Source organism: Pseudomonas sp., from assembly GCF_040514055.1.
GTDB lineage: Bacteria > Pseudomonadota > Gammaproteobacteria > Pseudomonadales > Pseudomonadaceae > Aquipseudomonas.
In genome coordinates this window covers 12,588-38,626 of the sequence record NZ_JBEVDL010000067.1, presented here as the reverse complement: position 1 = coordinate 38,626, position 26,039 = coordinate 12,588, and the positions used below count along the sequence as shown (strand labels likewise).

Genomic DNA, 26,039 nt, shown 5'->3' with positions numbered 1-26,039 from the left:
TGATAGAGCCGTTCGGGGCTGTCTTACATGCTCCAACGCGCCGCGATCAGGCGCTCGTTCAACAGCTGTGGGTCGAGCGGCTTGGGCCGCCGCGCCAGGGCGCTGTAGAACTGCTCCAGGGCGTCTTCCAGGCGCTGCTCCAGACCGGGTGCCAGGCGTGCCGCCGCGGCGCCCTCGGCGTAGACGATCTGGCCGTCGTCGGCGAACACGCCGTGCAGCATCTCCTGGGCCTTCAAAGCCGCCAGCACCGGACGCAAGGCGTAGTCCACCGCCAGCATGTGCGCGTTGCTGCCGCCAGTGGACAAGGGCAGTACCACCTTGTGTTCCAGGGCGCGCTCCGGCAGCAGGTCGAGCAGGGTTTTCAACGCGCCGGACAACGAGGCCTTGTACACCGGCGTGGCGATCAACAACCCATCGGCCGCGGCGACCTGTTGCTGCAGGTCGATCACCAACGGGCTGTCGAAGCGCGCATGCAACAAGTCCTCGGCCGGGAAATCACGGATCTGGTAACTCACCACCTCCACCCCACGGCGCTGCAAACCGTGACGGGCTCGCTCGAGCAGGAGGCCCGAACGGGATGTGAGGCTGGGGCTTCCGCCAATCGCAACGACCTGCATCACTCAGTCCTTTCAATCAGGTAAGGGCGCACGCTGGCCATCAACGGTTGGGCTGCGGGGTCAAGCGCAGGTAGGGTCTGACCGCGCGGTAGCCCTTGGGAAAGCGCCGCTGGATTTCCGCTTCGTCCTTCAGCGAGGGCACGATGACCACCTCGTCGCCGTCCTGCCAGTTGGCCGGCGTGGCCACCTTGTGGCTGTCGGTCAGTTGCAGCGAATCGATCACCCGCAGGATCTCGTTGAAGTTACGTCCGGTGCTGGCCGGGTAGGTGATGATCAAGCGGACTTTCTTCTGCGGGTCGATGACGAACAGCGAGCGCACCGTCAGCGTGTCGTTGGCATTGGGGTGGATCAGGTCGTACAGTTGCGAGACCTTGCGGTCGGCATCGGCCAGGATCGGAAAATTGACCTGGGTGTTCTGCGTCTCGTTGATGTCGAGTATCCAGCGCTGGTGCGATTCCACCGGATCCACCGACAGGGCGATGGCCTTGACGTTGCGCGCGGCGAACTGCGGCGCCAGGCTGGCGGTCAAGCCCAGCTCGGTGGTGCACACCGGGGTGAAGTCCGCCGGATGGGAAAACAGCACACCCCAGGCCTCACCCAGCCAGTGGTGAAAGTGGATAGGCCCCTGGCTGGAGTCCTGTTCAAAATCGGGGGCGAGGTCGCCGAGGCGGATACTCATGGTGCGGCTCCTGGTGCAGTGGTGGCGTGGCTGCACTATGGCCAGTCAGCGTAAAATTTAAAAAGAATAAATAACAATTTATTTATTACTTTTTAGAATATAAAAGGCCGCGCTCAGCGCTCGCCCTAAGCAAGCTTAAATCGCATAAGAAAATTACTAATTATTCTATTTGAAGCTATATCGATCCGTTTATAGTCGAGCGTTGTCGCGCCTCCTTTCAGGACTCCCTTCATGAAAACACTGCCCCGCCTGCTGTCCCGCTCCCTGCTCGGCGCTACCCTGCTGCTGGCGTCGGGGGCCCATGCGAGCACGCTACTGAACGTCTCCTACGATGTGATGCGCGACTTCTACAAGGACTACAACGCAGCCTTCCAAAAGCACTGGGAGGCTGAAGGCGGCAAGGCGTTGACCATCCAGATGTCCCACGGCGGCTCGAGCAAACAGGCCCGCGCGGTGATCGACGGCCTGCCGGCCGACGTGATCACCATGAACATGGCCACCGACATCAATGCCCTGCACGATGTCGGCCAACTGATCCCGAAGGACTGGGCCACCCGCCTGCCGGACAACAGTGCCCCCTTTACCTCGGCCACGGTGTTTATCGTGCGCAAGGGCAACCCCAAGGGCCTCAAGGACTGGCCGGACCTGCTCAAGGACGGCGTGCAGGTAGTGGTGCCCAACCCCAAGACCTCAGGCAACGGGCGCTACAGCTACCTGTCGGCCTGGGGTTACGTGCTCAAGCAGGGTGGTGACGAGCAGGCTGCGCGCACGTTCGTCGGCAAGCTGTTCAAGCAGGCGCCGGTGCTGGACACCGGTGGCCGGGCGGCGACCACCACCTTTATGCAGAACCAGATCGGTGACGTGCTGCTGACCTTCGAGAACGAAGCCGAGATGATCGCCCGGGAATTCGGGCGGGGCGAATTCGAGGTGGTCTACCCCAGCGTCTCGGCCGAAGCCGAGCCGCCGGTGACCCTGGTGGACAAGGTGGTCGACAAGAAGGGCACGCGCAAGGAGGCCGAGGCCTACCTGAGCTACCTGTGGTCCCCGGAGGCCCAGCGGATCGCCGCCAATAACTACCTGCGGCCACGGGATCCGGCCATTCTCGCCGAGTTCGCCGACCGCTTCCCCAAGGTGGATTTTCTGCCGGTGGTGAAAACCTTCGGCGAATGGCCGCAGATCCAGCAGACCCACTTCAAGGACGGCGGCGTGTTCGACCAGATCTACAGCACACCCTGATCACCCCGGCATATCGAGCCCGGCCTGCGCCGGGCTTTTTTATGCGCCTTGATCCCCCCATTGTCCGTCGTCATTTGCCAGCGGCAGCAGCCGCGCCGGGTTGCCCACCGCGCTGCGCCCCGGGGGCACGTCGCGGGTGACCACGGCACCGGCACCGATCAGCGCATCGTCGCCAATGCTGACACCGGGCAGCAGCAGCGCCCCAGCCCCGATCCAGACATTGCGCCCGATGCGGATCGGCTTGCCGGACTCCAACCCGGCGCGGCGCTGGCGCGGGTCGCGCGGATGGTCGGCGGTGAGCAGTTGCACCCCGGGGCCGATCTGCGTGCCGTCGCCGATGCTGACCGCCGCCACGTCGAGGATCACGCAATTGAAATTGATAAAGACCCCCGCGCCCAGGCGAATATTGAAGCCATAGTCGCAGTGAAAGGGCGCGCGCACGCAGGTCGCTTCGCCAACCTCGGCGCAACGCTCGCGCAACAGGGCGTGCTGCTGCGCCGGGTCCAGCAGGCGGTTGTAGCGTTGCAACCAGTGCGCCGTCAGCGCCTGCTCGGCGCGCAACTCCGCGTCTGCCGGATCGTATAACTGGCCGTCGAGCATCTTCTGTTTTTCGGTCATGCCTGTCTCCCGGAGCTGTCCGTCACCGGGCATTGGAGTCTGTCCGTGGCCAGGGGTTGCCTGGGCCTTGCCGAGCGACGCGGCGCGGGCCGCCCGCACCGCGCAACCGGCCTCAACTGCCGCCGCGGCTGAACTTCCAGGGCGCGCGGCCGGTCAGTGCTGGGTAAGCGACAGACGACCGGAGCCGCCCCATCGATTTTTCCCAACCGAGCACGACCTGGCCGCAGTGGCACCAGCTGCTGCAACAACCGGCGCTACGCACCCTGCTGGCCGCAGGCGCCGTGTTGCTGGTGCTGTCCCTGGCCGGGCGCCTGCTGACCGCGCTGATGCTGCGCCTGTCCCGGGCCTTTCCCTTCGCCCGGCAATTGAGCGAACAACTCGACCGGCCGCTGCGCCTGCTGCTGCCCTTGGTCGGCCTGCAGGCGGTCTGGACCTCGGCGCCGGACACCCTGGGGTACATCGCCTTCGCGCGCCAGGCGACCCTGCTGCTGATCATCGGCGCCCTGACCTGGCTGGGGCTCGGCGCGGTGCGTGCCGTGGAGCAGTTGGTGATAGTGCGCAATCCACTGGATGTGCTGGACAACCTGCGCGCCCGACGGATCCAGACCCAGGCCCGGGTGCTGGTGCGAACCCTGAGTTTCTTCGTGCTGCTGATCGGCTGCGCGGCCATGCTGATGACCTTCCCCGGAGCGCGCCAGCTGGGCACCAGCCTGCTGGCCTCCGCAGGCCTGGCCGGGCTAGCCGTGGGGTTCGCCGCGCGCCCGGTACTGGCCAACCTGATCGCCGGCCTGCAAATCGCCTTTACCCAGCCGATCCGCCTGGACGACGTAGTCATTATCGAAAACGAATGGGGCCGCATCGAGGAAATCACCGCCACCTACGTCATCGTACGGATCTGGGACGATCGGCGCCTGGTCGTGCCGCTGCAGTATTTCCTGGAAAAACCCTTCCAGAACTGGACCCGCAACAACGCCAACCTGATCGGCTCGGTATTTCTCTGGGTCGATTATTCGCTGCCGCTCGAACCCCTGCGCGAGGAGCTCCGGCGGCTGGTGAACGCCGCACCGCAGCTGTGGGACCAACGGGTCTGCGTGCTGCAGGTGGTCGACAGCAGCGAGCACGCGCTGCAGCTGCGCGCGCTGGTGAGCTCGACGGATTCATCGCGCAATTGGGACCTGCGCTGCCATGTGCGTGAGCACCTGATCGGCTTTATTGCCCGCGAATATCCCCACTGCCTGCCCCAGCTACGGGCGGACCTGAAGGTTGGCCACCCCGACAGCGCCCAGGCGCCGCCGCCGAACGCCCAGCCGCAGCGCCAACCACCGGTATGATACAGACGCCTGCTGCAGCGCCGACTCTACCGTCACTGCCGCGCCCGGCCCCCGGATGAACCGCTATCATCCCCGGCCCTGGGTAGATCCCACCTGAATGCAAATCGCCTGCTGTGACGACGCCCTTGCGCCCCGACCATGCCGCGCCACCATCCTCCCCGCAGGCGTCTTTGCGCGTCATCACTCGCCCGGAAAACACCCGCGGCCAGGCGTTGTTCGCCTGGACCCTCAGCGGCTGCTGGTGGTCAATCATTGATGGGTATCGCTTCGCTCAACACCATCCTACAAGGCGCCGTACAGGTCCGTAGGATGGGTTGAGCACAGCGATACCCATGCTGTACCTCCAAGCCGCGAACGCTGAACACCATCGCGCTGCCCCATGGGGGCGGCGGAGGCCCAGGTGTGGACGGCGCGGACGCAGGGGCTGCTGGTGGTCAATCATTGATGGGTATCGCTTCGCTCAACCCATCCTACAAAGCGCCGTACAGGCCCGTAGGATGGGTTGAGCACAGCGATACCCATGCTGCACCTCCAAGCCGCGAACGCCGAACACCATCGCGTTGCCATCGCCGCGAGAACTTCGGTATAAGTCCGGGCATCGTCTTCGACCTGCCATCAGACCCACGCCATGAACCTGCCCACCGACGAGCTGCTCCAGATTACCCGACTGACCCTGCAGCACTATGAGCAGGCCGCCGAGGCGTTTCGCGAAGGCACGCGCGACCACGATGTCAGCCAGAACATCGCCGCCCTGCTGCGCCACCTCGAGGGCCCGGCACCGCTGCAGATTCTCGATTTCGGCTGCGGGCCGGGGCGCGATCTGAAGACGTTCAGCGCCCTGGGGCACCAGGCCATTGGCCTGGACGGCTGTGCGCGCTTCGCCGAGATGGCGCGGCTCGACAGCGGCTGCGAGGTCTGGCAGCAGGACTTCCTGCAGCTGGACCTGCCGCCCGAGCGCTTCGACGGGGTGTTCGCCAACGCGGTGCTGTTTCACGTGCCGGTTCAGCTGTTGCCGCGGGTGCTGGGCCAACTGCACGGGACGCTCAAGCCGGGCGGCGTGCTGTTCAGCTCCAACCCGCGCGGGGATAACCAGGAGGGCTGGAATGGCGACCGCTACGCGGCCTACCACGACCTGCCTCAATGGCGGCGGCACCTGTTGGCCGCCGGCTTCACGGAACTGGAGCATTACTACCGCCCCCACGGGCTGCCGCGCGCGCAACAACCCTGGCTTGCCAGCCTGTGGCGCAAAACCGCGGATTGATCCGGCCTTCAACAGCCCCTACACTCGCACGCCGCTTTTCTGGGCGGCCCTTACCCGGGCGGCCCTTCCCGGGCGGCCCTGGCTACGCCGAGGTCGTTTCGGGAACCTCGGCCGATCCCCGCCTGGGCTAGCGACTCCATGGTCTAGACCAGTGTCAGCATAAAGCCGCCGCGCCCGACTGCGAGGCAGCTCACGAAACCAAGATAAACGCCGCTCAATACCGGCAGGCGATCACGGTCGCCACTCCCCGCCTGGGACTATGCTCGCAAACATTCCGGTCTTGCGCGGCCGACAGAAGAGTGAGGTCGTTATGGGTGCTGCAATTTACATCGTTCCAGAAAGGCCCCTCCCGGGCGTCGATGACTTCGTCAATGGCAAGGCGATTGCCAAGGTCGACGAAATCGAACTCGAGGAGCTGTGCAAAAGCCTCAAGGTCACCTCGATCTGGGCCTTCGTCAGCCAGAACGCCGACGAATTCATGGAGTTCCTCGACGCCGACGACGAGACCGGCGACTTGCTCACCGAAGCCTGGTTCGAAGCCGAAGATGGCTTGAAGACGGTGCGCGCCCTGCATGGCCACCTGGTGACCCACCCGGGCTCCCTGGCCAATGGCAGCGCGCTGATCGACGACCTGCAGGACTACGAATGGGTGCTGTCGGCCCTCGCCGAGCAGGACATCAAATGGCACTTCGCGGTGGACTGCTAGGGTCTGAGGCCCGCCCCCAGCAGGCGGGCTCAGCTCTGGGCTTTCCCCCATTGCCCTGGTTACCAGGGCCCAAGGCTGGAGCCCCACACGGTCGCGGGCGCATGCCCCATTTCGGTACAGCAATCAATACTGCGATATCACGCAGATCAGTGCCCGTTGAGCGGGGCCGTCCCCGCGCCGGATTGTCGCACTCCCTGCAGCCAGGCCTTTAGCGCCTCTGATCCGCTTTTTCCAGCGCAATCTGAATCTGTTTCCTCCTCGGTCCCAGCGCCATAGTGCGCCGCGCCGCCTTCTTGCGGCGGAGGACCGACCCATGACCGACCCGATTGCCATCGCGCTGCTCGATATCACGCCCCGAGGAAACACGCCCGCCAAGGCCGGCAAGATTCACACCCGCAGTTTCAGCGGACGCTTTCGCACCCTGCGCCTGCTCGGTGGCGGCCTGTTGTTCCTGCTCTATTTCGGCACCCTGTGGCTGCCCTGGAACGGGCGCCAGGCGGTGCTCTGGGACCTGTCCGAGCACAAGTACCATATCTTCGGCGCGACCTTCTGGCCCCAGGACTTTATCCTGCTCTCGGCGCTGCTGATCATCTGCGCCTTCGGGCTGTTTTTTATCACCGTGCTGGCCGGGCGGGTCTGGTGCGGCTACGCCTGCCCGCAGAGCGTCTTCACCTGGGTATTTATGTGGTGCGAACGGGTCACCGAGGGCGAACGCAACCGCCGGATCAAGCTGGACGCCGCGCCCTGGCGCCTGGAGAAACTCGCCCGGCGGACCTCCAAGCACGTCCTCTGGCTGCTGATCAGCCTGGCCACGGCCCTGACCTTCGTCGGCTACTTCACCCCGATCCGGCCGCTGCTGGCCGACCTGGCCAGTGGCGAGATGGGCGGCGCCAGCCTGTTCTGGACGCTGTTCTTCACCGCCGCCACCTACCTCAACGCCGGTTTCCTGCGCGAACAGGTATGCCTGCACATGTGCCCCTACTCGCGGTTCCAGAGTGTGATGTTCGACGCCGATACCCAACTGGTCGCCTACGACACCCGGCGTGGCGAACGGCGCGGCCCGCGGCGCAAGGACAGCACGCCACAGGCCCAGGGGCTCGGCGACTGCATCGACTGCCAGCTGTGTGTCCAGGTCTGTCCGACCGGTATCGATATCCGTGACGGCCTGCAGATCGACTGCATCGGCTGCGCCGCCTGCATCGATGCCTGCGACTCGATCATGGACAAGATGGCCTACCCCCGCGGCCTGGTTGGTTACCGTTCCGAGCGCCGCCTGGCCGGCGGCAAGACCCGCCTGCTGCGGCCGACACTGCTCGGCTATGGCAGCGCGCTGCTGCTGATGCTGCTGGCCTTCGGCTGGGCGCTGGCCAACCGGCCGCTGGTGTCGCTGGACGTGGCCAAGGACCGCGGGCTGTTTCGCGAGAACGAACGAGGCCAGATCGAGAACGTCTACAGCCTCAAGGTAATCAACAAGACCCAGCAGGCCCGGACCTATGGCCTGAGCCTGGAGCAGGCCGAGGGTTTCGAGCTGCACGGGCCGACCCGGATCGAACTGGCGGCAGGCGAGATGCGGGTGCTGCCGGTGTCGGTGGCGCTGCTGGCCGACGCGGCCGGCGCCAGCCGCCAGGCGTTGGCGTTCGCCGTGGTCGACCAGACCGACCCGGCCAGCCGCGACCAGGCCAGCAGCACCTTTATCGCACCGACCCGGCGCTGATGGGGCACGGCACCGGCGGCCCACCAAGGCAGGGTCGCCGCGCCGGCGATTTGCCTTTAGAGTGGCGCCAGCACAGCGCGCCACTCGCCAGCCAGGAGCCGATGAAACGCTACGAGAAATTCGCCGAGGAAATCGCCGAGCTGATCCGCAGCGGCGTATTGGCACCCGACGCGCGCCTGCCCTCGGTACGCTACGCCAGCCAGACCCAGGGGGTCAGCCCGTCCACCGTGTTCCAGGCCTATTACCTGCTGGAACGCCGCGGACTGATCCACGCCCGCCCGCGTTCCGGCTATTTCGTCAGCCGGCACGCCTCGCGCAGCCTGGCCGAGCCCTTGATCAGCAAGGGGCCGCGGCAGTCCACCGAGGTGGATGTCAGTGAGCTGGTGTTTTCCGTGCTGGCCTCGATCAAAGACCCCGCCATCCTGCCGTTCGGTTCGGCGTTCCCCAGCCCGCTGCTGTTCCCCTTGCCACGCCTGGCCCGTTCCCTGGCGCGCAGCGCCCGGGAGATGGATCCACGGCTGCTGGTGGCGGACCTGTCGCCGGGTAACCCGGCGCTGCGCCGGCAGATCGTCCTGCGCTACATGGTCGGCGGGGTCATGCTGCCGCTGGAAGAGCTGCTGATCACCAATGGCGCGCTGGAGGCCCTGAACCTCTGCCTGCAGGCCGTGACCCAACCCGGCGATACGGTGGCAATCGAGGCTCCGGCCTTCTACGCCAGCTTGCAGGTGCTGGAGCGCCTCAAGCTCAAGGCGGTGGAGATACCGGTGCACCCACGCGAAGGCGTCGATCTCGCGGCCCTGGCCGAGGCCCTGGCGCTGCACCCGATCAAGGCCTGCTGGTTTATGACCAGTTTCCAGAACCCCCTGGGCGCGACCTTGCCGGATACCAAGAAGCAGGCGCTGGTCGAATTGCTGGCAGGACACCAGGTGCCGTTGATCGAGGACGACGTCTACGCCGAGCTGTACTTCGGCACGCAACCGCCCAAACCGGCCAAGGCCTTCGACCGCAGCGGGCTGGTGATGCACTGCGGTTCGTTTTCCAAGAGCCTGGCCCCCGGTTACCGGGTCGGCTGGGTGGCCGCCGGGCGATTTGCGCAGATGGTCGAGCGGCTGAAACTGATGACCACCCTGTCCGCCTCGTTGCCGGCCCAGGCCGCCATTGCCGACTACCTGCAGCACGGCGATTACGACCGGCACTTGCGCCGCCTGCGCTATGCCCTGCAGGAGCAACAGGCCGCGCTGCTGGGCGCGGTGGCACGCCACCTGCCGGCCGAAACCCGGGTGACCCAACCGGCCGGGGGCTATTTTCTCTGGCTGGAGTTGCCCGAGCGGGTGGACTCGCTCGCGCTGTTCCAGCTCGCCCTGGCCCAGGGCATCAGCCTCGCCCCCGGACCGATCTTTTCCCCGACCCGGCGGTTTCGCAACTGCGTCCGGCTGAACTACGGCCATCCCTGGGACGCCCGCTGCGAGCAGGGCCTGGCGACCCTCGGGCGGATCATTCAGGCGATGTGAGGTCGGTGCCGGCAAAAACCAGGCAAAAAAAAGCCGGTGCATGGAGCACCGGCATGAGGAAAGCTGGCGAAAACGGTGTGACGGGGCGTGCTTAGAATGCCGGTACCACCGCGCCGTGGTATTTCTCTTCGATAAAGGCTTTGACCTGCGGGCTGGTCAGGGCCAGGGCCAGTTTTTTGATCGCCTCGCTGTTCTGGTTGTCCGGGCGCGCCACCAGGTAGTTCACATAGGGCGAGCTCTTGTCTTCCAGCACCAGCGCATCCTTGCTCGGGTCCAGCTTGGCTTCCAAGGCGTAGTTGGTGTTGATCAACGCCAGGTCGACCTGGTCCAGCACCCGTGGCAACAGCGCCGCCTCGAGTTCCTTGAACTTGAAGTGTTTCGGGTTGCTGGCGATGTCCTTCGGGGTGGACAGGGCATTGCTCGAGTCTTTCAGGGTCAGCAGGCCAGCCTTCTGCAGCAGCAGCAGGGCGCGACCACTGTTGCTGCCTTCATTGGGGATGGCGATGGTGGCGCCGTCCGGCAGATCGCTGAGCTTCTTGTACTTGCTCGAGTAACCGCCGAACGGTTCGACGTGCACGCCCTGGACGATCACCAGATGAGTGCCTTTGCCGCTGTTGAAATTGTCCAGGTAGGGTTTGGTCTGGAAGTAGTTGGCATCCAGGTTTTTCTGATCGACCTGCAGGTTGGGCTGCACATAGTCGGTGAATACTTTCACTTCCAGGTCCACCCCGTCCTTGGCCAGCTGCGGCTTGATCAGCTCGAGGATCTCGGCATGGGGTACCGGGGTCGCGGCGACCACCAGTTTTTCGCCGGCCTGGGCCAGACCGATGGACAGCGCAGCAGCCAGTGCACCGAGCACAAAAATCTTTTTCATGGGAAGCGTCCTTGAGTGAGCCGTCGCCTGGGGCGAGCGGTGAACAGTTGACCGAACCGCAACGATGTCGCGATGGGTGGACAGTACGGTGTTTTTTTATACCGATAAAATATTATTTATCTATTTTGTTATTCTTTTTAGAAATAACAAAATAGAGCCGGTTTCAGCCCAGCACCCGCTCCACCAAGGCCCGGGTCTGGACCAGCGCCTCGGGTCGGCCGCGCAGCCGGGCCAACTGGCGCGCGATGATCGCCAGCGGATCGTCGATGCCGGGCAGGTTCAAATGCTCCGGCAGGATTTCCTCGCCACGGCTGACCAGCAGGGCGAAATGCACCACGTTTTCCAACTCGCGGGTGTTGCCGGGCCAGGCGTGCTGTTCCAGTACCTGCTGGGCGGCCTCGCTGATCAAGGGCACCGGCAGACGCAGGCGTTGGGTGTAACTGCCGAGGAAATACTCGGCCAGCGGCAGGATATCGCCGACCCGCTCACGCAACGGAGGCAGCACCAGCCGGCCCTCACTCAGGTACAGGTAGAGGCGCTCGTCGAACTTGCCCGCCGCTACCGCCTGGGCCAGGTCGATGCTGGTCGCGGCGACCAGGCGCACCTCCACCGGGGTCGCCTGGGATGCGCCGACCCGGGTCACCTCGCGGGTTTCCAGGGCCGCCAGCAGCTGACGTTGCAGCGCCAGCGGCAGGTCGCCGATTTCATCCAGGTACAGGATGCCGCCATTGGCCGAACCGAACCAGCCGGCACGGCTGCTGGCCGAGCGGGTCGGCGTCGTCGTGCTGTAACCGAACAATTCGGCTTCGGCCTGGCTGGGGCTGAGACTGCTGCAACTGAGGGAGACGAACAGCCCGGGGCGATCGCTTTCGCGGTGGATATGCCGGGCCAGCAATTCCTTGCCGGTACCGGTTTCGCCCTCCACCAGTACCGGCAGATCGCGCGGCGCCAATAGCTGCAAGGCCTCGCGCAGTTGCCGTGAACGCGGGTCGATAAACACCAGCGCCTTGGCGCGAATGCTCAGCGCGCTTTTCTCCGCCTCGGGAAAGGTCAAAAACGCATGGACAGGGACAGGGGGACGGCTCATGAAAAACTCCCGCCCCGCCGAACCAGAGGGCGCAGACGGGGCACTGGTAATGAAAAAAACGCGACAGCACCCGTCGCGACCACGCGCCCGGGTGCACTCAGGCCCGGCGCCGAGCCTGTGATTCGATGCGGCTCTGCAGGCGGTACAGGTAGCTGAACCCCTGCTCCCAGCGCTGGTGTCCGGACTTCACGTTGATGTGCCCGGCGCCGCTCAGGATGGCCGCCTCGGCTTGCCACTGCCGCGCCAGTTGCAAGGCGCGGGCGGCACTGGCCGCCGCGTCGTTATCGGAGCCGACCACTTGGCAGGGAAACGGCAGCGGTTGATCGGGAATCGGCGCGAACCCCTGCAGCGCCAGCGGGCAACCGGGGCGTTCGACATCCGCGGGTGCCACCAGCAGCGCGCCGCTGACCCGCTGCAACAGGTGCGCAGGGGCCTGGGCGGCCCAATGCGCCACAGTGATGCAACCCAGGCTGTGAGCCACCAGGATCACCGGCCGCGGATCGGCGGCCACCTGACGCTGCAACTCGGCACACCAGGCGTCGCGATTGGGGGCGAGCCAGTCGAGCCGCTCCAGGCGCTGGGTATTGGGCAGGCTGCGCTGCCAGTGGCTCTGCCAATGGTCATCGGCCGAACCCTGCCAGCCGGGAACTATCAGATAACGGATCGACTCGCTGCCCATGGCGGCGCCCTCGTGTGCAAGACCTGCAATCAGGTGACAGGGGCCAGTGTAGGCAGGCAGGCGTCAGGCATGAAGGAATAAGAATTTATTTGCTTATTACTTTTTGGAAGAATGGTGGTGCGTGAGATTTTTAAATCGGTTATATAAAAATTCTTAAACAGTATTTACGGGAATATGAATCCTCGTTTTAAGATCCGTCCCATGCCCGCCACTTTCGCCAACCGGGCCCCCTCATTCCAAGGAGCAGATTTATGAGCGCCACTCTCAGAAGCGTAGAAGGCCAGGACGACGCCAGCATCCTGCGTGAAATCCAGGCCGCCCTGCAGGGCCTGAAATTCGGCGCGGTGGAAATCACGGTGCACAACGGCCAAGTGGTGCAGATCGAACGCAAGGAGAAGTTCCGCCTGCAGGGCGCCGGCGGCAAGTCCGCCTGAGCACCTCCCGCCCCAGTCCGACCGGGCCACCGGAGGATGCTTCCGCCAAGGCTGTCTCCCCGCTGTACCAGGGCGTTGTCGAGCTTCGATGCGCACTGCCACTGTTAGACCCCAAAAAAACTAGCCAACGCCGCGTGTTATCGCCTGTTTAGGAGCCTCACCATGACCCTTCGCCGTTTTGCCTTGGCCGCGCTGGCCACCAGCCTGTTCGCCGGTCCCACCCTGGCCGCCACCGAGCTGTTGAACGTGTCCTACGACCCGACTCGCGAGCTGTACCAGGAATACAACGCCGCGTTCAATAAGTACTGGACGGCCCAGGGCCACGAAGCGATCAAAGTGCAACAATCCCACGGCGGTTCGGGCAAACAGGCCCGTGCGGTCATCGACGGCCTGCGCGCCGACGTGGTGACCCTGGCCTTGGCCGGCGACATCGACGAGCTCAACAAACTGGGGCAGCTGCTGCCAGCCGACTGGCAAAGCCGCCTGCCGGAGGCGAGTACGCCCTACACCTCGACCATCGTGTTCCTGGTGCGCAAGGGCAACCCCAAGGGCATCAAGGACTGGAATGACCTGGTCAAGCCCGGCGTCGAAGTGATCACCCCCAACCCCAAGACCTCCGGCGGCGCGCGCTGGAACTTCCTGGCCGCCTGGGCCTATGCGCAACAGACCCTGGGCAGTGACGACAAGGCCCAGGATTTCGTGCGCAAGCTGTACAAGAACGTCCCGGTGCTGGACACCGGCGCACGCGGTTCGACCATCACCTTCGTCAACAACCAGATCGGCGACGTGCTGCTGGCCTGGGAGAACGAGGCCTTCCTGGCGCTGAAAGAGCAAGGCGGCGATAACTTCGAAATCATCGCACCCTCGTTGTCCATCCTGGCCGAACCACCGGTGGCGGTGGTCGACAAGAACGTCGACAAGAAAGGCACCCGCGAAGTGGCCGAAGCCTACCTGAAGCACCTGTACAGCGAGGAAGGCCAGCGCATCGCCGCGAAGAACTTCTACCGCCCCCGTGATGCCAAGGTGGCAGCCGAGTTCGCCCAACAGTTCCCGACCCTGAAGCTGGTGACCATCGACAAGGACTTCGGCGGCTGGAAAACTGCACAGCCTAAGTTCTTCAATGATGGCGGGGTGTTCGATCAAATTTATCAGGCCCATTGAAGCTACTGCGCTAGGTCATACGGCGTTGCAAGTCGGCTCGGGCTGCTCATTTACAGTTCGTAAACTCCGCGGCCCTCGCCGGCTTGCGCCTGGTCTGACCGTCGCTCGTCACGCTTCAGAATAATGAATGGGGGGGCTGCCCAGGTTGAGCACAGCGATACCCATGCCGCGCGGCGATGGGTAGCGGCGCTACGCGCCTCAACCCATCCTACGGTTTGCCCTTTCACGGCCCTTTATCACTACCGCCGAGGTCCTATGTCCCGCCGTATTTCCCCCGTCATACCCGGCTTCGGGCTGACGCTGGGCTACACCTTGGTGTACCTCAGCCTCCTGGTGCTGATACCCCTGGGTGCCATGTTCGTGCACGCCTCCCAGCTCACCTGGGAGCAATTCTGGACCATCATCAGTGCGCCCCGGGTGGTCGCCGCGCTCAAGCTGAGCTTCGGCACCGCCCTGTTCGCCGCCCTGCTCAATGGCGTCATCGGCACCCTGCTGGCCTGGGTGCTGGTGCGTTACCGCTTCCCCGGGCGCAAGGTGATCGACGCCATGATCGACCTGCCGTTCGCCCTGCCCACCGCGGTGGCCGGCATTGCCTTGACCGCCCTCTACGCCCCCGCCGGCCTGGTCGGCCAATTCGCCGCCGACCTGGGGTTCAAGATCGCCTACACGCCACTGGGCATTACCCTGGCGCTGACCTTCGTCACCCTGCCGTTCGTGGTGCGCACCGTGCAGCCGGTACTGGCCGATATCCCGCGCGAGGTCGAAGAGGCGGCCGCCTGCCTGGGCGCCAAACCGCTGCAGGTGTTCCGCCATATCCTGGTGCCGGCCTTGCTGCCCGCCTGGCTGACCGGCTTTGCCCTGGCCTTCGCCCGCGGGGTGGGCGAATACGGTTCGGTGATCTTTATCGCCGGCAACATGCCGATGAAGACGGAGATCCTGCCGTTGCTGATCATGGTCAAACTCGACCAGTACGATTACACCGGGGCCACGTCCATCGGGGTACTGATGTTGATGGTGTCTTTTGTCCTGCTGCTGCTGATCAATCTGCTGCAGCGGCGCATTGAAACCCCTTGAGGAGCCTGCCATGAGTGCAATGACCCTTGCTGCCTCCGCCAACGCAGCGCGGCGCAGCAATCCGTTGGCCCGCACCCTGCTGATCGGCGCAGCCTGGCTGGTGTTCGCGCTGTTTCTGCTGCTGCCGCTCTACGTGGTGTTGTCCGAGGCGCTGAAGCTCGGCCTGGGAACCTTCTTCACCTCGATGCTGGAACCCGACGCCCTTTCCGCACTCACCCTGACCCTGCTGGCGGTGGGCATTTCGGTGCCGCTGAACCTGTTGTTCGGGGTCGCCGCCGCCTGGTGCGTAAGCAAATACGAGTTTCGCGGCAAAAGCCTGCTGGTGACCCTGATCGATCTGCCGTTCTCGGTCTCGCCGGTGATCGCCGGCCTGGTCTACGTGCTGCTGTTCGGCGCCCAGGGCTTTTTTGGCGAGTGGCTGCAGGACCGCGATATCCAGATCGTCTTCGCCCTGCCCGGCATCGTGCTGGCAACCATCTTCGTCACCGTACCCTTCGTCGCCCGCGAACTGATCCCGCTGATGCAGGAACAGGGCACCCAGGAAGAAGAGGCCTCGCGCCTGCTGGGCGCCAATGGCTGGCAGATGTTCTGGCACATCACGCTGCCGAACATCCGCTGGGGCCTGATCTACGGGGTGGTGCTGTGCACCGCGCGGGCCATGGGCGAGTTCGGCGCGGTGTCGGTGGTGTCCGGGCATATCCGTGGCTACACCAACACCCTGCCGCTGCATGTCGAGATTCTCTACAACGAATACAACCACGTCGCTGCGTTCAGTGTCGCCAGCCTGCTGTTGATCCTGGCGTTACTCATCCTGCTGCTCAAGCAGTGGAGCGAGTCCCGTATCAACCGCCTACGCCAATCAGGCGCGCCGGAGTAAGCCTTATGTCCATCGAAGTCAGTAATGTCAGCAAGAACTTCAACGCCTTCCGCGCGCTCAACGACATCAGCTTGGATATCAACAGCGGCGAGCTGGTCGCCCTGCTCGGCCCGTCTGGTTGTGGCAAAACCACCTTGCTGCGCATCATCGCCGGCCTGGAGACCCCCGATCGCGGCAGCATCGTGTTCCACGGCGAGGACGTCTCGGGACGCGATGTGCGGGACCGTAACGTCGGTTTCGTGTTTCAGCACTACGCCCTGTTCCGCCATATGACGGTGTTCGACAACGTCGCCTTTGGCCTGCGCATGAAGCCGAAGAAAGAGCGGCCGGACGAGAACCTGATCGCCAAGAAAGTCCACACCCTGCTCGACCTGGTGCAGTTGGACTGGCTGGCCGACCGATACCCCGAACAACTCTCCGGCGGGCAACGCCAGCGCATCGCCCTGGCCCGCGCCTTGGCCGTGGAGCCCAAGGTGCTGCTGCTGGATGAGCCCTTCGGCGCCCTGGACGCCAAGGTGCGCAAGGAGCTGCGGCGCTGGCTGGCGCGCCTGCACGAGGAGGTGCACCTGACCTCGGTGTTCGTCACTCACGACCAGGAGGAGGCGATGGAGGTCGCCGACCGTATCGTGGTGATGAACAAGGGCGTGATCGAGCAGATCGGGGCGCCGGGTGAGGTGTACGAGCATCCGGCCAGCGATTTCGTCTATCACTTCCTCGGCGACTCCAATCGCCTGCACCTGGGCGACGATCACCACGTGCTGTTCCGTCCCCACGAGGTGTCGCTGTCACGCCAGGCCCTGGCCGATCACCTGCCGGCCCAGGTCCGCGATATCCGCCCACTCGGCGCCATCACCCGGATCACCCTCACCGTCTCGGGGCAGGTCGAACCCATCGAAGCGGAAGTGGCCAAGGATCACGGCAGCCTGGCGGACCTCGCGCGGGGCGAGACCCTGTACTTCAAGCCCAAGGGTGGCCAACCGATCAACGCGCCACGCTGATCACCCGGGCGCATCGCGCGCCCCACCTAAAGATGGGTGCCCGGTCTGACGGGCACCTGCGCGCGCAACCCCCCCGCCCTGCCGTCCACCTGCCCGGGCCCTCGGGCTGCGCGACCTGTACCCCTGAGCCCGCTCCGCCGGGGGCCGGCAGCGACCACGCGGGAAAAAATAGCCAGTTGACAGTACGTGGCCATGGGCCTCTAAATCACTCTTTCGGGTAATTCCGCTTGGCCGCCGACCCAGTACGCTGTGAACCTTGTCACGCTTGCGCTGACGCCTGGATTCGCACTGCTTAAAAAAATAATAAGGAGCCCCTCGGCATGCGCTACACATCTTTGATCTACGGCCTGTTCCTGTGGGCCATGGGGTTGATGGTCGGCTTTTCCTCCAGCGCGCTGGCCGCGGCCCTGACGCCGCTGGAGCAGGTTCAGGTGTTCGCCTGCCGAACTACCAGCAGCCTGCTGCTGTTTCGCGGCGAGGGCTTTCAAACCGGCCATCAAAAACGCTTCGACAGCGACCTGCTGGCCCTGGAGAACGCCTTTCAGGCCGTCAGCAAGCCCAGTGCGGCCTTGCGTACCAGCCACCAAGAACTTGTTACCCAGTTGCGCAACGGTGTTTCCTATGGCCCCAAGGAAGAGGACATGCCCTGGCGCTACCCCCAGGAGCTGAGCAAGTCGCTGCGCGAGTTCCTCTTCGCCGCCTACAGCCAGGCCCAAAGCCCAGCCACAGACGAATTGCCCGCCAAGGTCGAATACCTCGCGGTGCAATACCTTTACCGCTCCTACATGGGCAACTTCGAGATCGCCCGTGAACATGGCGAGCAGTACCTGGGCCAGGACGAGCGGCTGCTGGTGCCCTCCATCGATGCGCAACTGGGCAGCCTGACCGCCAAGGACCCGGCCAGTGTCGACAAGCTGCGCACCCGCTGGGGCTATCTGAAAAACGCCCTGAGCGACCTGAACAGTCAGAGCAGCGCACTGGTCAGTGCCTCCGGACGCCCCTTTGCACCGACCACCGTCGACCGTCATACCCGCGCCTTCAGCAACCAGTGGCTGGCGCTGAAAAAATAGCCGCGGGCGGCGGGCGCAACGCCAGCGCAGGCTGGCGCTGTTCCCCTCGCCTCAAACCGGGTGCTTGGCCGTACGAATGCAGGTGGGACCGGCACGACTGACCACGTCGTGCTCCACCTCAGGGCGCAGCCCGAGCAGAAAGGCCAGCTCGGCCACCACGAACAGCGGGCCGATCGCCAGGCCCATCACATCGTCGACGAACGCCGGCTTGCGGCCCTCGTAGTAGTGGCCAATGAACTGGATGATCCAGCCGACCACGAACAGGCCGATACCGGCGCCCAGCCAGGCGGCGGTGGTTTGCAGCGCCCAGGATTGACCGACCCACAGGCTCAAGCCCAGCAGCAGCAGCATGACCCCGCCAAAGCGTCGATCCAGGCGCAGGTAAAACCCCGAGGCCACCAGCGCCGTCAGCGTCGCGGGCGACACCCACAGGCCCGCCAGGCTGAAGCCCGGCCGTGACAACAGCACCGCCACGCCCACCACGATCAGTGGAATGCCGATAAAATGACTGAAGATATTCCGCCGGTCACGGTGATACGCCGCGTACTGCGCCAGATGATCGGTCAAGCTTTTCATGGAAGTATCTCCGCAAGGGGGCCGACAATGATGCGCCCAACCAGCCTGGCACTCTGTCAGCTAACTGACAAACCTGGAGCGAGCATGCGCCGAGAGCAGTGGCACGACCGTCTGGCGCTGGGCCACTGGTTCAACACACTGCCGGCAGCGCTGCAGGAGCGGCTGCTGGCCTGCGCCATCCCCCGTCGGCTGGGGGCCGGCCAGACCTTGTTCTGCCGTGGCGATCCCCCTTGCGGCTTGTACGCGGTGCTCGAGGGTGCCGTGCGGGTCGGGGCGGTCAACCAGGCCGGCAAGGAGGCCCTGCTGACCCTGGTGGAACCGCCCAACTGGTTCGGCGAAATCGCCCTGTTCGATGGCCAGCCGCGCACCCACGACGCCAGCGCCGAAGGCCCGAGCCTGCTGCTGCAGCTTCCCCAGGCCGCGCTGCTGACCCTGCTCCAGGCACAACCGCAGTACTGGCGCGAGTTGGCGCTGCTGATGAGCCAGAAATTGCGCATGGCCTTTATCGCCCTGGAGGACCTCAGCCTGCTGCCTGCGGCACCGCGCCTGGCCCGTCGCCTGCTGCTGATCGCGCACAACTACGGTGAGCAGCGCGGCCCGCGGCGCACCATTCCCCTGGCCCAGGAGCAACTGGCGGCCCTGGTGGGGCTGTCCCGGCAGACCACCAACCAGATTCTCAGGGACCTGGAGGATCGCGGCATCCTGCACCTGGGCTATGGCGAGATCGAACTGCTCGACATCGACCGCCTGGCCGAAGCCACGCGGGGATAAGGCGACCCCACGCAACTCACGCCGAATTAAATCGCGGTACGCTCCCCCCAATACTGAATAACGCTGCCCAACCTTTAATAATTGCCGAGGCTGGAGGGCTTGTTGATACTGGCACCGAAAACCCGAGTAATTATGTTAAGCGCCTTGCGGCGGCCTCCTAATTTGGGCGCACGTGGTGGGCGCAGCCGTCCTGTCGACCGCTCCCGCCCAAGCGCACTACCGGCCCTGCCTGCGTCATTGCCCACAGTAACTCCGGCGAGTGTCCACCGCTCGCACGACCGAATAACCCGCGCCCACCGCCGAACCGTTGCAGTGTATACCTGCACTTGCAGCGCCCGCGCCCAAACGGGCGGCTGACGCGCCAGCGTTTGACCTGGCCCGAAAAAAGCAACAATGGTGCTCCAGCCAAGCCTGCTCCGCGGCAAATGTCGCCACCGCAAGATTATTTAAGTACGGCGGATGCACCGCGCTTTGACCGAGCCAATAACTAGTGCGGCTCCTCAGCCGGTGAGGACAACCGGCTCTCACCGAAGGCGCCTTAATGAAAGAAGTAGTGTTGTGGCCAACCGGGTTGCGCCTATTTAACCCGTTCAACGTTCCTGGTCCTGCTCCTGATTATCGCCTTGCTCCGTATCGCTCTCGACAGCACGGCTACTGCGACTTGCACCGCTGCTCTGGCCACCTTTACGGCCCGCCTCCGCAGCCCGCCCAGGGTCGTTTTTAAAATTACCACCGCTGACTTGTCCACCTTTATGACCGGCTTCGGCGGCGCGCTGCGGGTCGTTCTTGAAGTTACCACCGCTGACTTGTCCACCTTTATGACCGGCTTCGGCGGCGCGCTGCGGATCGTTCTTGAAGTTACCACCGCTGACTTGCCCACCTTTATGGCCGGCTTCGGCGGCGCGCTGCGGATCGTTCTTGAAATTGCCACCGCTGCGTTCGCCTCCGCGTTGTTGGCCGGTTTTCTTGCCGCTCTCATCTTGTTGCTGAGTCATTTCAATTCTCCTGTTGAAAAACGCCAGGAATGCCAAGGAATGCACTGCGGGCATTCAACAGCTCGGACGAGCCCACACAAAAAAAAGTTTTATTCTTTTTAAAGGATTCGGATATTTTATTTATACTCCCAGTACAGCAGCTGCAACACGAAACGCAATTACAGCCCCGACAGAATTCAACCTGACCTGACGCAGCGAAGTACAGTACCAGAAATAAAGCGCTACCCAACCCAACGTATTAAAGCGCCAACTAGACGAAGTATTAGCGGCACCATGGATGTAGCAAACAACGCGGAGCGACAACTTCACGACCCTTTCAAGGGGGCATAACGGCGCATCATAAATGGATAGAAAGTTAAAAAACAAAACGACCTTGCACGGCGAATTGCTCCCAGTGGTCAGTCCAGGCTTTAGCCACCCGGTCATCTGGAACCCGGCGCGCGATGCCATCCAGGCCGTCGCGACGCGAGGACTGACCGGCGCCGGCGCGCTCAACGCCACCGCCACCGACTCGGCAGCTGCGGTCAGGGCTGCTAAACCTAGGGGAATGGACCACACCCGGCCTTACCGCCACGCCCGCTCATGGATGAGCGATAGATGCTCAGCTATAGCGCTCGTCCAAGCCCCTCCCACCTCGCCTGACCGTCCCGGCGGGGTGCTTGCGAGCGGCGGTGGTCCATGCCAAGCACTATCACCCTGAACAGGAGGTTCATCACCATGTGCCGGCACCATCACCCGCGCAACCCGCTGTTTTGCATCATTCCGCCCTATGTGCTCGATGAAATCGTTCACAAAGGCAGCCCCGACCAACGCGCCAAGGCCCTGCGCACGATTTCCGTGGACAACACCTTCCGCGCATTGCGCATGGCCGCGCCGCCCACCCCACGCAGCAGTCTGCCCACCGGCCAGGCCAGTCGGCAGAAACGCCGTACCGTGTTCACCGCCGACGGCTCCCAGGAGCTGCCCGGCCGCAGTGTGCGCATCGAGGGCCAGGGCCCCACGGACGATATCGCGGTGGACGAAGCCTTTGACGGCCTGGGCGCCACCTATGATTTTTTCCATGACATCTTCGACCGCGATTCGATTGACGGCTCCGGCCTGCCCCTGGATGCCACCGTGCATTTTGGCCAGGGTTACAACAACGCGTTCTGGAACTCGGTGCAAATGGTCTTTGGCGACGGCGACGGCGACATATTCAATCGCTTCACCATCGCCCTGGACATCATCGGCCATGAACTGGCCCACGGGGTTACCGAGGACGAGGCGCAGTTGCAGTACTTCAACCAGTCGGGGGCCCTTAACGAATCCATGTCCGACGTGTTCGGCTCCCTGATCAAGCAATACGTGCAAAAACAGACGGCCGAGCAGGCCGACTGGCTGATCGGCCAAGGGCTGCTGGCCAGCGGCGTCAACGGCAAGGCCCTGCGTTCCATGAGCGACCCGGGCAGCGCCTTCGACGACCCGCTGCTGGGCAAGGACCCGCAACCCAAACACATGCGCGATTTCGTGGTCACCTTTGCGGACAACGGCGGCGTGCATATCAACTCGGGCATTCCCAATCACGCGTTTTACCAGGTGGCCATGGAGCTGGGCGGCTTCGCCTGGGAGCGTGCCGGGCGTATCTGGTACGAGGCCCTGCGTGATTCGCGCCTGAGACCCAATAGCGGATTCCGGCGCTTCGCCGGTATCACCCATGATGTGGCCGGCCGCATTTTCGGTCGCAGCAGCCCTGAACGACGCGCTGTCGCGACAGGCTGGTCGGCGGTCGGCATCAAGGTATGACCCTGGAGGCACTGCAGTGCGAATCGAATTGAATCAAAGCGGTGGTCTGGCGTTTTTTCCCGGTCTGAATCGACCGCTGACGCTGGACCTGGAGCAACTCGACCGCGAAACGGCGGACCGGCTCAGGCAATTGGTCGAGGCCGCCGATTTCTTTCACCTGCCGGCGCGCCTGGAGTGCGCGACCGCCGGCAGGGCCGATTGCCAGACCTTTGTGCTGAGCATCGAGGACGGCGCCCGACGGCATCGGGTGCAGACCAGCGTGCCCATCAGCGAACCGGCCTTGGCCGCCTTGATCGAGGCCCTGCAGCGCCTCAAGGCCAAACCCGCGCCGTTGCCCTGAACCCAGGCAGGCCGTGGATCATGCAAAACGCCCGCCCGCCCGGGGGCGCTCATGCACCCTGCATGCAAGGACTTATCAGCAGTTGGGGCTAAGCCCCTGACTTTGCTGCATTCGTGCCAATCGTCGGTTGTGGCACAAAGCCTGCTCCTATTGACTCTGCCGAGTCGCTTTGTCCAGTCGCCTTGGCCACGCGCTGTGCCCGCTCCGCCCTAGTCAGCCGGCCCGCGCCCTTTGCGACCCCTCAGGGGCCGCTGAACGATGAGGAACTGACCATGACCCCAGCAGCGCTGATCCTTCTGATGATTGCGGGCTGGCTGTGTGTGGCGGCAAGCATGCTCTGGGGCATGCTGCGCATCGCCCGCCGCCATCACCCTGTCGTCCCGCTTCGCCCGACCGCCCCCGTCGAGGGCCCAGCCAGGCGCGGCCCGCTCCACCAGGAACGGCGGCGTGCACCACGCGCGCCCTGGACCCAGGTTCCGCTGGGCCATGGCGCAGGCTGATGCGTAACCTGGAAACCGCGGTGCGAAAATTCGCCCTCTACGGGGTCCATTGCAGCCTGGGCAGTGCGCTGCTGGTGGAACTGCTGAACCGCCAGCATGAAACCCTGGCCGTGCTCGAAGACCTCAATGCCCTGAGCGCCCGGCCCGGCCTGCGGACCAAGCTCGGCAGCCTGCAGGTCGCCGACGGCCACCCCCGGGAAGGGTTGGAACGCGGTATCGTCGAAAGCGTCGCGGGCATGCATGGCGTCGTGTGCGTGCTCAACAGCCCGGCGCTGTTCGGTGGGGCGCTCAGCGCATCCCGCCTGGCCGCGGTTCAGCAGCCCATCGAGGGGCTGCTCCAGGCGCTGCCCCAGGCCGGCGTGGAGCATCTGCTGCTGATCGACCACTTCGATTGGCTGGATCAGCCCGAGGCGCAGCCGCTGCACACCCAGCTGCTGGACAGCCCCCTGCCCTGGACCCTGGTAAACGCCCTGGCGGTGACCGAGCAGTTTCACCTCGACGACCTGCGCCACCCCGAAGGCTTGGCCGAGGACGACCCGCGCCGGCCGCTGGTGACCTACGCCAACGCCGTAGTCGACGAGTTGGAGTCCCCTTGCCACCTGCGCCAGCGACTCCAGTTGCACTGTTGACCCACTCAGGAGCTGCAGCCCATGGAAAGCACCGAGCTGTTGTTCCAAGTCGTTCGCACCAGTGTCATGGCCGCCCTGGCCTCGGCCTTCGTGCTGTTCTGCAAATCGGTCAAACCCTATGACCTGCGCAGTTTCTGGTACTACCTGGCGTTGCTGCCGGCACTGGCCGTGGTCGCGGTGTACCCCTACGGTTGGCAGTACCTGCAGGGGGGCGGCGCACAAGATCGGCCGCTGTTTATCGCCGACCTGCTGGGCACCGGCATCGGCCTGGGACTGGGTTGGGGGGTGGCCAAGCTGTTACAGCTGAGCCTGCATGACTGACCCGATCCCGTTCCGCAGGCCCGTCAAGCGCCGTTGGGCCCCTGGTGGGCCTGGATAAAGGCCAGGTCCAGGCGCTCCTTCCACCACCCGTAGAGCCGGCCACCGCCACTCCAGCGGCCCCACGCCATAAGCGCGCCACCGTCGCCGCTGGCCAGCAAGGCCAGGCTCCGCGGTTGCGGCCGGTAGCGGCGCAGCGCCTGGCCCGACAGGGCCGCCGCCAGGTTGTCGGCCAACACCGGGCCCTGGCGCACCGCGTATACCCCATTGCGAACCGCGCCTGGCAGGCTGGCGCAGTCGCCGACCGCAAACACCCGGGGGTGGGACTGGCACTGCAGGGTCGCGGCGATGGTCAGGAACCCCGCGTCGTCGCACGCCAGCCCGCTCTCGTGCAACCAGGGCCAGGGGCTGGCGCCACTGGCCAACAGCAGCCGCGGGCCGCGCCAGACCGTCTCGCCGCCGCTCTGCAGCTGGTCTTCCACCACCCGTTGGATGGGGCAATCTTCCCGCACCTGTACGCCCCGTTGGCGCAGCTGACTCAGGGCCCGCAGACGCAATCCCGGCGCCAGCCCCGCGAGCAACGGACCACCGGCAAACAGGGCCAGGGCCGGTACCCGACCCGCCAGGGCCAGCGCCAGTTCGACGCCGGCGGCACCGCCGCCCACAATCGCCAGGGGTTGTGGATCGGCCTGCCAAGCCGGCCAGGCCGCCACGAAGGCATCGAAGGGCTTGACCGTCAGCAGCTGCAAGCCCAGGTCCTGGCTGGGCGGTGCCAGCACCCGGGCGCCCACGTTCAGCGACAACCAGGCCGCCTCCAGCGCAGTGCCTGCGCTCAAGCCCAGGCGCAGCGCGGCCGCATCCAGCGCCGCGACCTGGTCGATCACTAACGCCACCCCGGCGGCCCGGCACAGGGGCGCCAGTTCGACCCGGCATTGCTCCGGGCGGTAACGGCCGCCAAGCAGCCCCGGCAGCATGCCGGAATACCAGGCCCAGGGCCCCTCGCTCAGCAGAGCGATACGCCCCGCCGGCCGTTTACCCCGCGTCCAGCGGCGCAGCACTCCCAGGTGCGCATGGCCGGCGCCGACCAGCAACAGATCGAAGGGCATCACGGCCGCACCTGCCGCTCGCGGTATTGGCTGGGGGCCTCGCCGGTCCAGCGCTTGAAGGCCCGGCTGAAGCTGCTGGTATCGGCGAAACCCAGCAGGTAGGCGATCTCGCTGATGCTGCAGCGCGGGTCGCGCAGATGCCGCAGCGCCAGCTGCTGGCGGGTTTCGGCCAGCAGCCGGTCGTAGCTCAGGCCTTCCTGCGCCAGGTGCCGCTGCAGGCTGCGCAGGCTCAGGTGCAGGGTCTGGGCGATGCGCTCGGCCGACGGCTCACCCGCCGGCAGCTGCGCCTGCAGGCAGGCACGCACGCGGCTGCGCCACGTGTCGGCCTGCAACTGATCGAGGGTCCGTTCGAGGACGGTCTCGTTGTGCTCGGCCAACTCCGGGTTGCCGTCGTCCAGGCGCTGCTCGAAGGTCTCGCGGGAAAAACGCAGCAGGTTCTGCGCGGCCGCGAACTGCAGCGGCGCCCGAAAGACCTGGTGCCAGGGCTGTTCATCCAGCGGCGCCGGCCGCTGCAAGTGCACCGCCAGGGGAGCGAAGTCCCGACCCAGGCGATTGCGGCAGCTGCGCACATAGATGGCGGCGAACGCATCCAGCGCCTCGGCAGCCGGCGACGGACCTCCAGGCGGCACCCAGAAGCAAAACTCATAACCCTCGGTGCACTCGCGCAACTCCAATGCCAGGGCATCGCTGACCACCCGGTGGTAGCGCACGATGCGCTCGAACATCTCCCGCAGGCTGCTGCTGGCGACCAGGGCATATCCCAGGGCATGGAAAGTGGTCGGGCTGACGTACTGCGAGGTGCGCAAGCCCAGTGCCGGATCGCCACTGGCGATCACCGCCAGGTGCCACAGCCGGGTGGTCGCCGACAGCGTACAACGGGCATTCGGCGCCTCCAGCAGGCTCAGCTCGAGCCCCGCCGCGCGGCACAGCGCGGCGCTGTCCAGACCCAGGGCTTCGAGCTGCTTGCGCAGGGCACGGGTCCAGCTGGCAAGGGTGGTGGGTTCGGCGGTCATGCGATTGGCGTGTCCGGTCAACAGGTTGGCGTCTGGGGTCAGGCGCCTTCGCGAGCCTCGCGGGATAGTAGTCACCTGTCAA

At 64.9% G+C, this 26,039-nt stretch carries 27 protein-coding genes; 17 read left to right on the top strand and 10 right to left on the bottom strand.

The window, feature by feature from the left end:
- Positions 1-23 precede the first annotated feature (23 nt).
- Together ssuE and ABWY06_RS17550 are read right to left on the bottom strand one after the other, a co-directional pair.
- The gene (gene ssuE / locus ABWY06_RS17555) at positions 24-617 is read right to left on the bottom strand and encodes an NADPH-dependent FMN reductase (protein ID WP_353926862.1); all 594 of its coding nucleotides are present in this window, start codon (positions 615-617) and stop codon (positions 24-26) included.
- Between the two features lie 40 nt (positions 618-657).
- On the bottom strand, positions 658-1,296 hold the full coding sequence (locus tag ABWY06_RS17550) for a peroxiredoxin (protein ID WP_353926861.1): 639 nt from the start codon (positions 1,294-1,296) through the stop codon (positions 658-660).
- 240 nt (positions 1,297-1,536) lie between these two features.
- Between ABWY06_RS17550 and ABWY06_RS17545 the strand changes: the two genes are divergently transcribed.
- Positions 1,537-2,532 (top strand): sulfate ABC transporter substrate-binding protein, encoded by a 996-nt coding sequence (locus ABWY06_RS17545; RefSeq protein ID WP_353926896.1) that lies wholly within the window; start codon positions 1,537-1,539, stop codon positions 2,530-2,532.
- Positions 2,533-2,571: 39 nt separating this feature from the next.
- Here the strand turns inward: ABWY06_RS17545 and ABWY06_RS17540 are convergent, their stop codons facing one another.
- On the bottom strand, positions 2,572-3,150 hold the full coding sequence (locus tag ABWY06_RS17540; RefSeq protein WP_353926860.1) for a sugar O-acetyltransferase: 579 nt from the start codon (positions 3,148-3,150) through the stop codon (positions 2,572-2,574).
- Between the two features lie 284 nt (positions 3,151-3,434).
- On the opposite strand from ABWY06_RS17540, the gene ABWY06_RS17535 reads away from it, so the two are divergent.
- From ABWY06_RS17535 to mapR, 5 genes are all read left to right on the top strand, one after another.
- On the top strand, positions 3,435-4,481 hold the full coding sequence (locus ABWY06_RS17535) for a mechanosensitive ion channel family protein (protein ID WP_353926859.1): 1,047 nt from the start codon (positions 3,435-3,437) through the stop codon (positions 4,479-4,481).
- A gap of 628 nt (positions 4,482-5,109) precedes the next feature.
- Positions 5,110-5,742 carry a class I SAM-dependent methyltransferase gene (locus tag ABWY06_RS17530; protein WP_353926858.1) on the top strand — a complete coding sequence of 211 codons (633 nt, stop codon included), beginning with the start codon at positions 5,110-5,112 and terminating at the stop codon, positions 5,740-5,742.
- Positions 5,743-6,052: 310 nt separating this feature from the next.
- Positions 6,053-6,448, top strand: coding sequence for a hypothetical protein (locus tag ABWY06_RS17525; protein ID WP_353926857.1), 396 nt, complete (start codon positions 6,053-6,055; stop codon positions 6,446-6,448).
- A gap of 313 nt (positions 6,449-6,761) precedes the next feature.
- The gene (ccoG, locus tag ABWY06_RS17520; protein ID WP_353926856.1) at positions 6,762-8,162 is read left to right on the top strand and encodes a cytochrome c oxidase accessory protein CcoG; all 1,401 of its coding nucleotides are present in this window, start codon (positions 6,762-6,764) and stop codon (positions 8,160-8,162) included.
- Between the two features lie 101 nt (positions 8,163-8,263).
- Positions 8,264-9,673: a GntR family transcriptional regulator MpaR gene (gene mapR, locus ABWY06_RS17515; protein WP_353926855.1), complete on the top strand. Its 1,410-nt coding sequence runs from the start codon at positions 8,264-8,266 to the stop codon at positions 9,671-9,673.
- Positions 9,674-9,764: 91 nt separating this feature from the next.
- Here the strand turns inward: mapR and ABWY06_RS17510 are convergent, their stop codons facing one another.
- From ABWY06_RS17510 to ABWY06_RS17500, 3 genes are all read right to left on the bottom strand, one after another.
- A complete protein-coding gene (locus tag ABWY06_RS17510) occupies positions 9,765-10,547 on the bottom strand; it encodes a MetQ/NlpA family ABC transporter substrate-binding protein (protein ID WP_353926854.1) in 783 nt (260 codons plus the stop codon).
- A 163-nt stretch (positions 10,548-10,710) separates the two neighbouring features.
- A complete protein-coding gene (locus ABWY06_RS17505; RefSeq protein WP_353926853.1) occupies positions 10,711-11,634 on the bottom strand; it encodes a sigma 54-interacting transcriptional regulator in 924 nt (307 codons plus the stop codon).
- Between the two features lie 97 nt (positions 11,635-11,731).
- The gene (locus tag ABWY06_RS17500; RefSeq protein ID WP_353926852.1) at positions 11,732-12,313 is read right to left on the bottom strand and encodes an alpha/beta hydrolase; all 582 of its coding nucleotides are present in this window, start codon (positions 12,311-12,313) and stop codon (positions 11,732-11,734) included.
- 251 nt (positions 12,314-12,564) lie between these two features.
- On the opposite strand from ABWY06_RS17500, the gene oscA reads away from it, so the two are divergent.
- The 6 genes from oscA (at position 12,565) to ABWY06_RS17470 (ending at position 17,927) form a co-directional block, all read left to right on the top strand.
- Positions 12,565-12,747 (top strand): sulfur starvation response protein OscA, encoded by a 183-nt coding sequence (gene oscA, locus ABWY06_RS17495; protein WP_353926851.1) that lies wholly within the window; start codon positions 12,565-12,567, stop codon positions 12,745-12,747.
- A 162-nt stretch (positions 12,748-12,909) separates the two neighbouring features.
- Positions 12,910-13,908 carry a sulfate ABC transporter substrate-binding protein gene (locus ABWY06_RS17490; protein ID WP_353926850.1) on the top strand — a complete coding sequence of 333 codons (999 nt, stop codon included), beginning with the start codon at positions 12,910-12,912 and terminating at the stop codon, positions 13,906-13,908.
- A gap of 255 nt (positions 13,909-14,163) precedes the next feature.
- Positions 14,164-14,982, top strand: a complete 819-nt coding sequence (gene cysT / locus ABWY06_RS17485) for a sulfate ABC transporter permease subunit CysT (RefSeq protein WP_353926849.1) — start codon at positions 14,164-14,166, stop codon at positions 14,980-14,982.
- Between the two features lie 10 nt (positions 14,983-14,992).
- Positions 14,993-15,859: a sulfate ABC transporter permease subunit CysW gene (gene cysW / locus ABWY06_RS17480; protein WP_353926848.1), complete on the top strand. Its 867-nt coding sequence runs from the start codon at positions 14,993-14,995 to the stop codon at positions 15,857-15,859.
- Between the two features lie 5 nt (positions 15,860-15,864).
- On the top strand, positions 15,865-16,857 hold the full coding sequence (locus ABWY06_RS17475) for a sulfate/molybdate ABC transporter ATP-binding protein (RefSeq protein WP_353926847.1): 993 nt from the start codon (positions 15,865-15,867) through the stop codon (positions 16,855-16,857).
- A gap of 320 nt (positions 16,858-17,177) precedes the next feature.
- Positions 17,178-17,927 (top strand): hypothetical protein, encoded by a 750-nt coding sequence (locus ABWY06_RS17470; RefSeq protein WP_353926846.1) that lies wholly within the window; start codon positions 17,178-17,180, stop codon positions 17,925-17,927.
- 51 nt (positions 17,928-17,978) lie between these two features.
- Here the strand turns inward: ABWY06_RS17470 and ABWY06_RS17465 are convergent, their stop codons facing one another.
- A complete protein-coding gene (locus ABWY06_RS17465) occupies positions 17,979-18,503 on the bottom strand; it encodes an Mpo1 family 2-hydroxy fatty acid dioxygenase (protein ID WP_353926845.1) in 525 nt (174 codons plus the stop codon).
- A gap of 84 nt (positions 18,504-18,587) precedes the next feature.
- On the opposite strand from ABWY06_RS17465, the gene ABWY06_RS17460 reads away from it, so the two are divergent.
- On the top strand, positions 18,588-19,274 hold the full coding sequence (locus ABWY06_RS17460; protein WP_353926844.1) for a Crp/Fnr family transcriptional regulator: 687 nt from the start codon (positions 18,588-18,590) through the stop codon (positions 19,272-19,274).
- Between the two features lie 590 nt (positions 19,275-19,864).
- On the opposite strand, the gene ABWY06_RS17455 is transcribed toward ABWY06_RS17460, so the two are convergent.
- Positions 19,865-20,269, bottom strand: coding sequence for a con-10 family general stress protein (locus ABWY06_RS17455; protein ID WP_353926895.1), 405 nt, complete (start codon positions 20,267-20,269; stop codon positions 19,865-19,867).
- 717 nt (positions 20,270-20,986) lie between these two features.
- Between ABWY06_RS17455 and ABWY06_RS17450 the strand changes: the two genes are divergently transcribed.
- The 4 genes from ABWY06_RS17450 to ABWY06_RS17430 all read left to right on the top strand — a co-directional run bounded on the left by ABWY06_RS17450 (position 20,987) and on the right by ABWY06_RS17430 (position 23,841).
- On the top strand, positions 20,987-22,051 hold the full coding sequence (locus ABWY06_RS17450) for a M4 family metallopeptidase (protein WP_353926843.1): 1,065 nt from the start codon (positions 20,987-20,989) through the stop codon (positions 22,049-22,051).
- 16 nt (positions 22,052-22,067) lie between these two features.
- Positions 22,068-22,391, top strand: coding sequence for a protealysin inhibitor emfourin (locus tag ABWY06_RS17445; RefSeq protein ID WP_353926842.1), 324 nt, complete (start codon positions 22,068-22,070; stop codon positions 22,389-22,391).
- A gap of 499 nt (positions 22,392-22,890) precedes the next feature.
- The gene (locus ABWY06_RS17435) at positions 22,891-23,520 is read left to right on the top strand and encodes an NAD(P)-dependent oxidoreductase (protein WP_353926840.1); all 630 of its coding nucleotides are present in this window, start codon (positions 22,891-22,893) and stop codon (positions 23,518-23,520) included.
- 21 nt (positions 23,521-23,541) lie between these two features.
- On the top strand, positions 23,542-23,841 hold the full coding sequence (locus ABWY06_RS17430; protein WP_353926839.1) for a hypothetical protein: 300 nt from the start codon (positions 23,542-23,544) through the stop codon (positions 23,839-23,841).
- 23 nt (positions 23,842-23,864) lie between these two features.
- Here ABWY06_RS17430 and ABWY06_RS17425 read toward each other — a convergent pair whose 3' ends face one another.
- Positions 23,865-24,944: an FAD-dependent oxidoreductase gene (locus ABWY06_RS17425; RefSeq protein ID WP_353926838.1), complete on the bottom strand. Its 1,080-nt coding sequence runs from the start codon at positions 24,942-24,944 to the stop codon at positions 23,865-23,867.
- Positions 24,944-25,957: an AraC family transcriptional regulator gene (locus ABWY06_RS17420; protein ID WP_353926837.1), complete on the bottom strand. Its 1,014-nt coding sequence runs from the start codon at positions 25,955-25,957 to the stop codon at positions 24,944-24,946. Before ABWY06_RS17420 ends, ABWY06_RS17425 begins: the two co-directional genes overlap by 1 nt.
- Positions 25,958-26,039 lie beyond the last annotated feature (82 nt).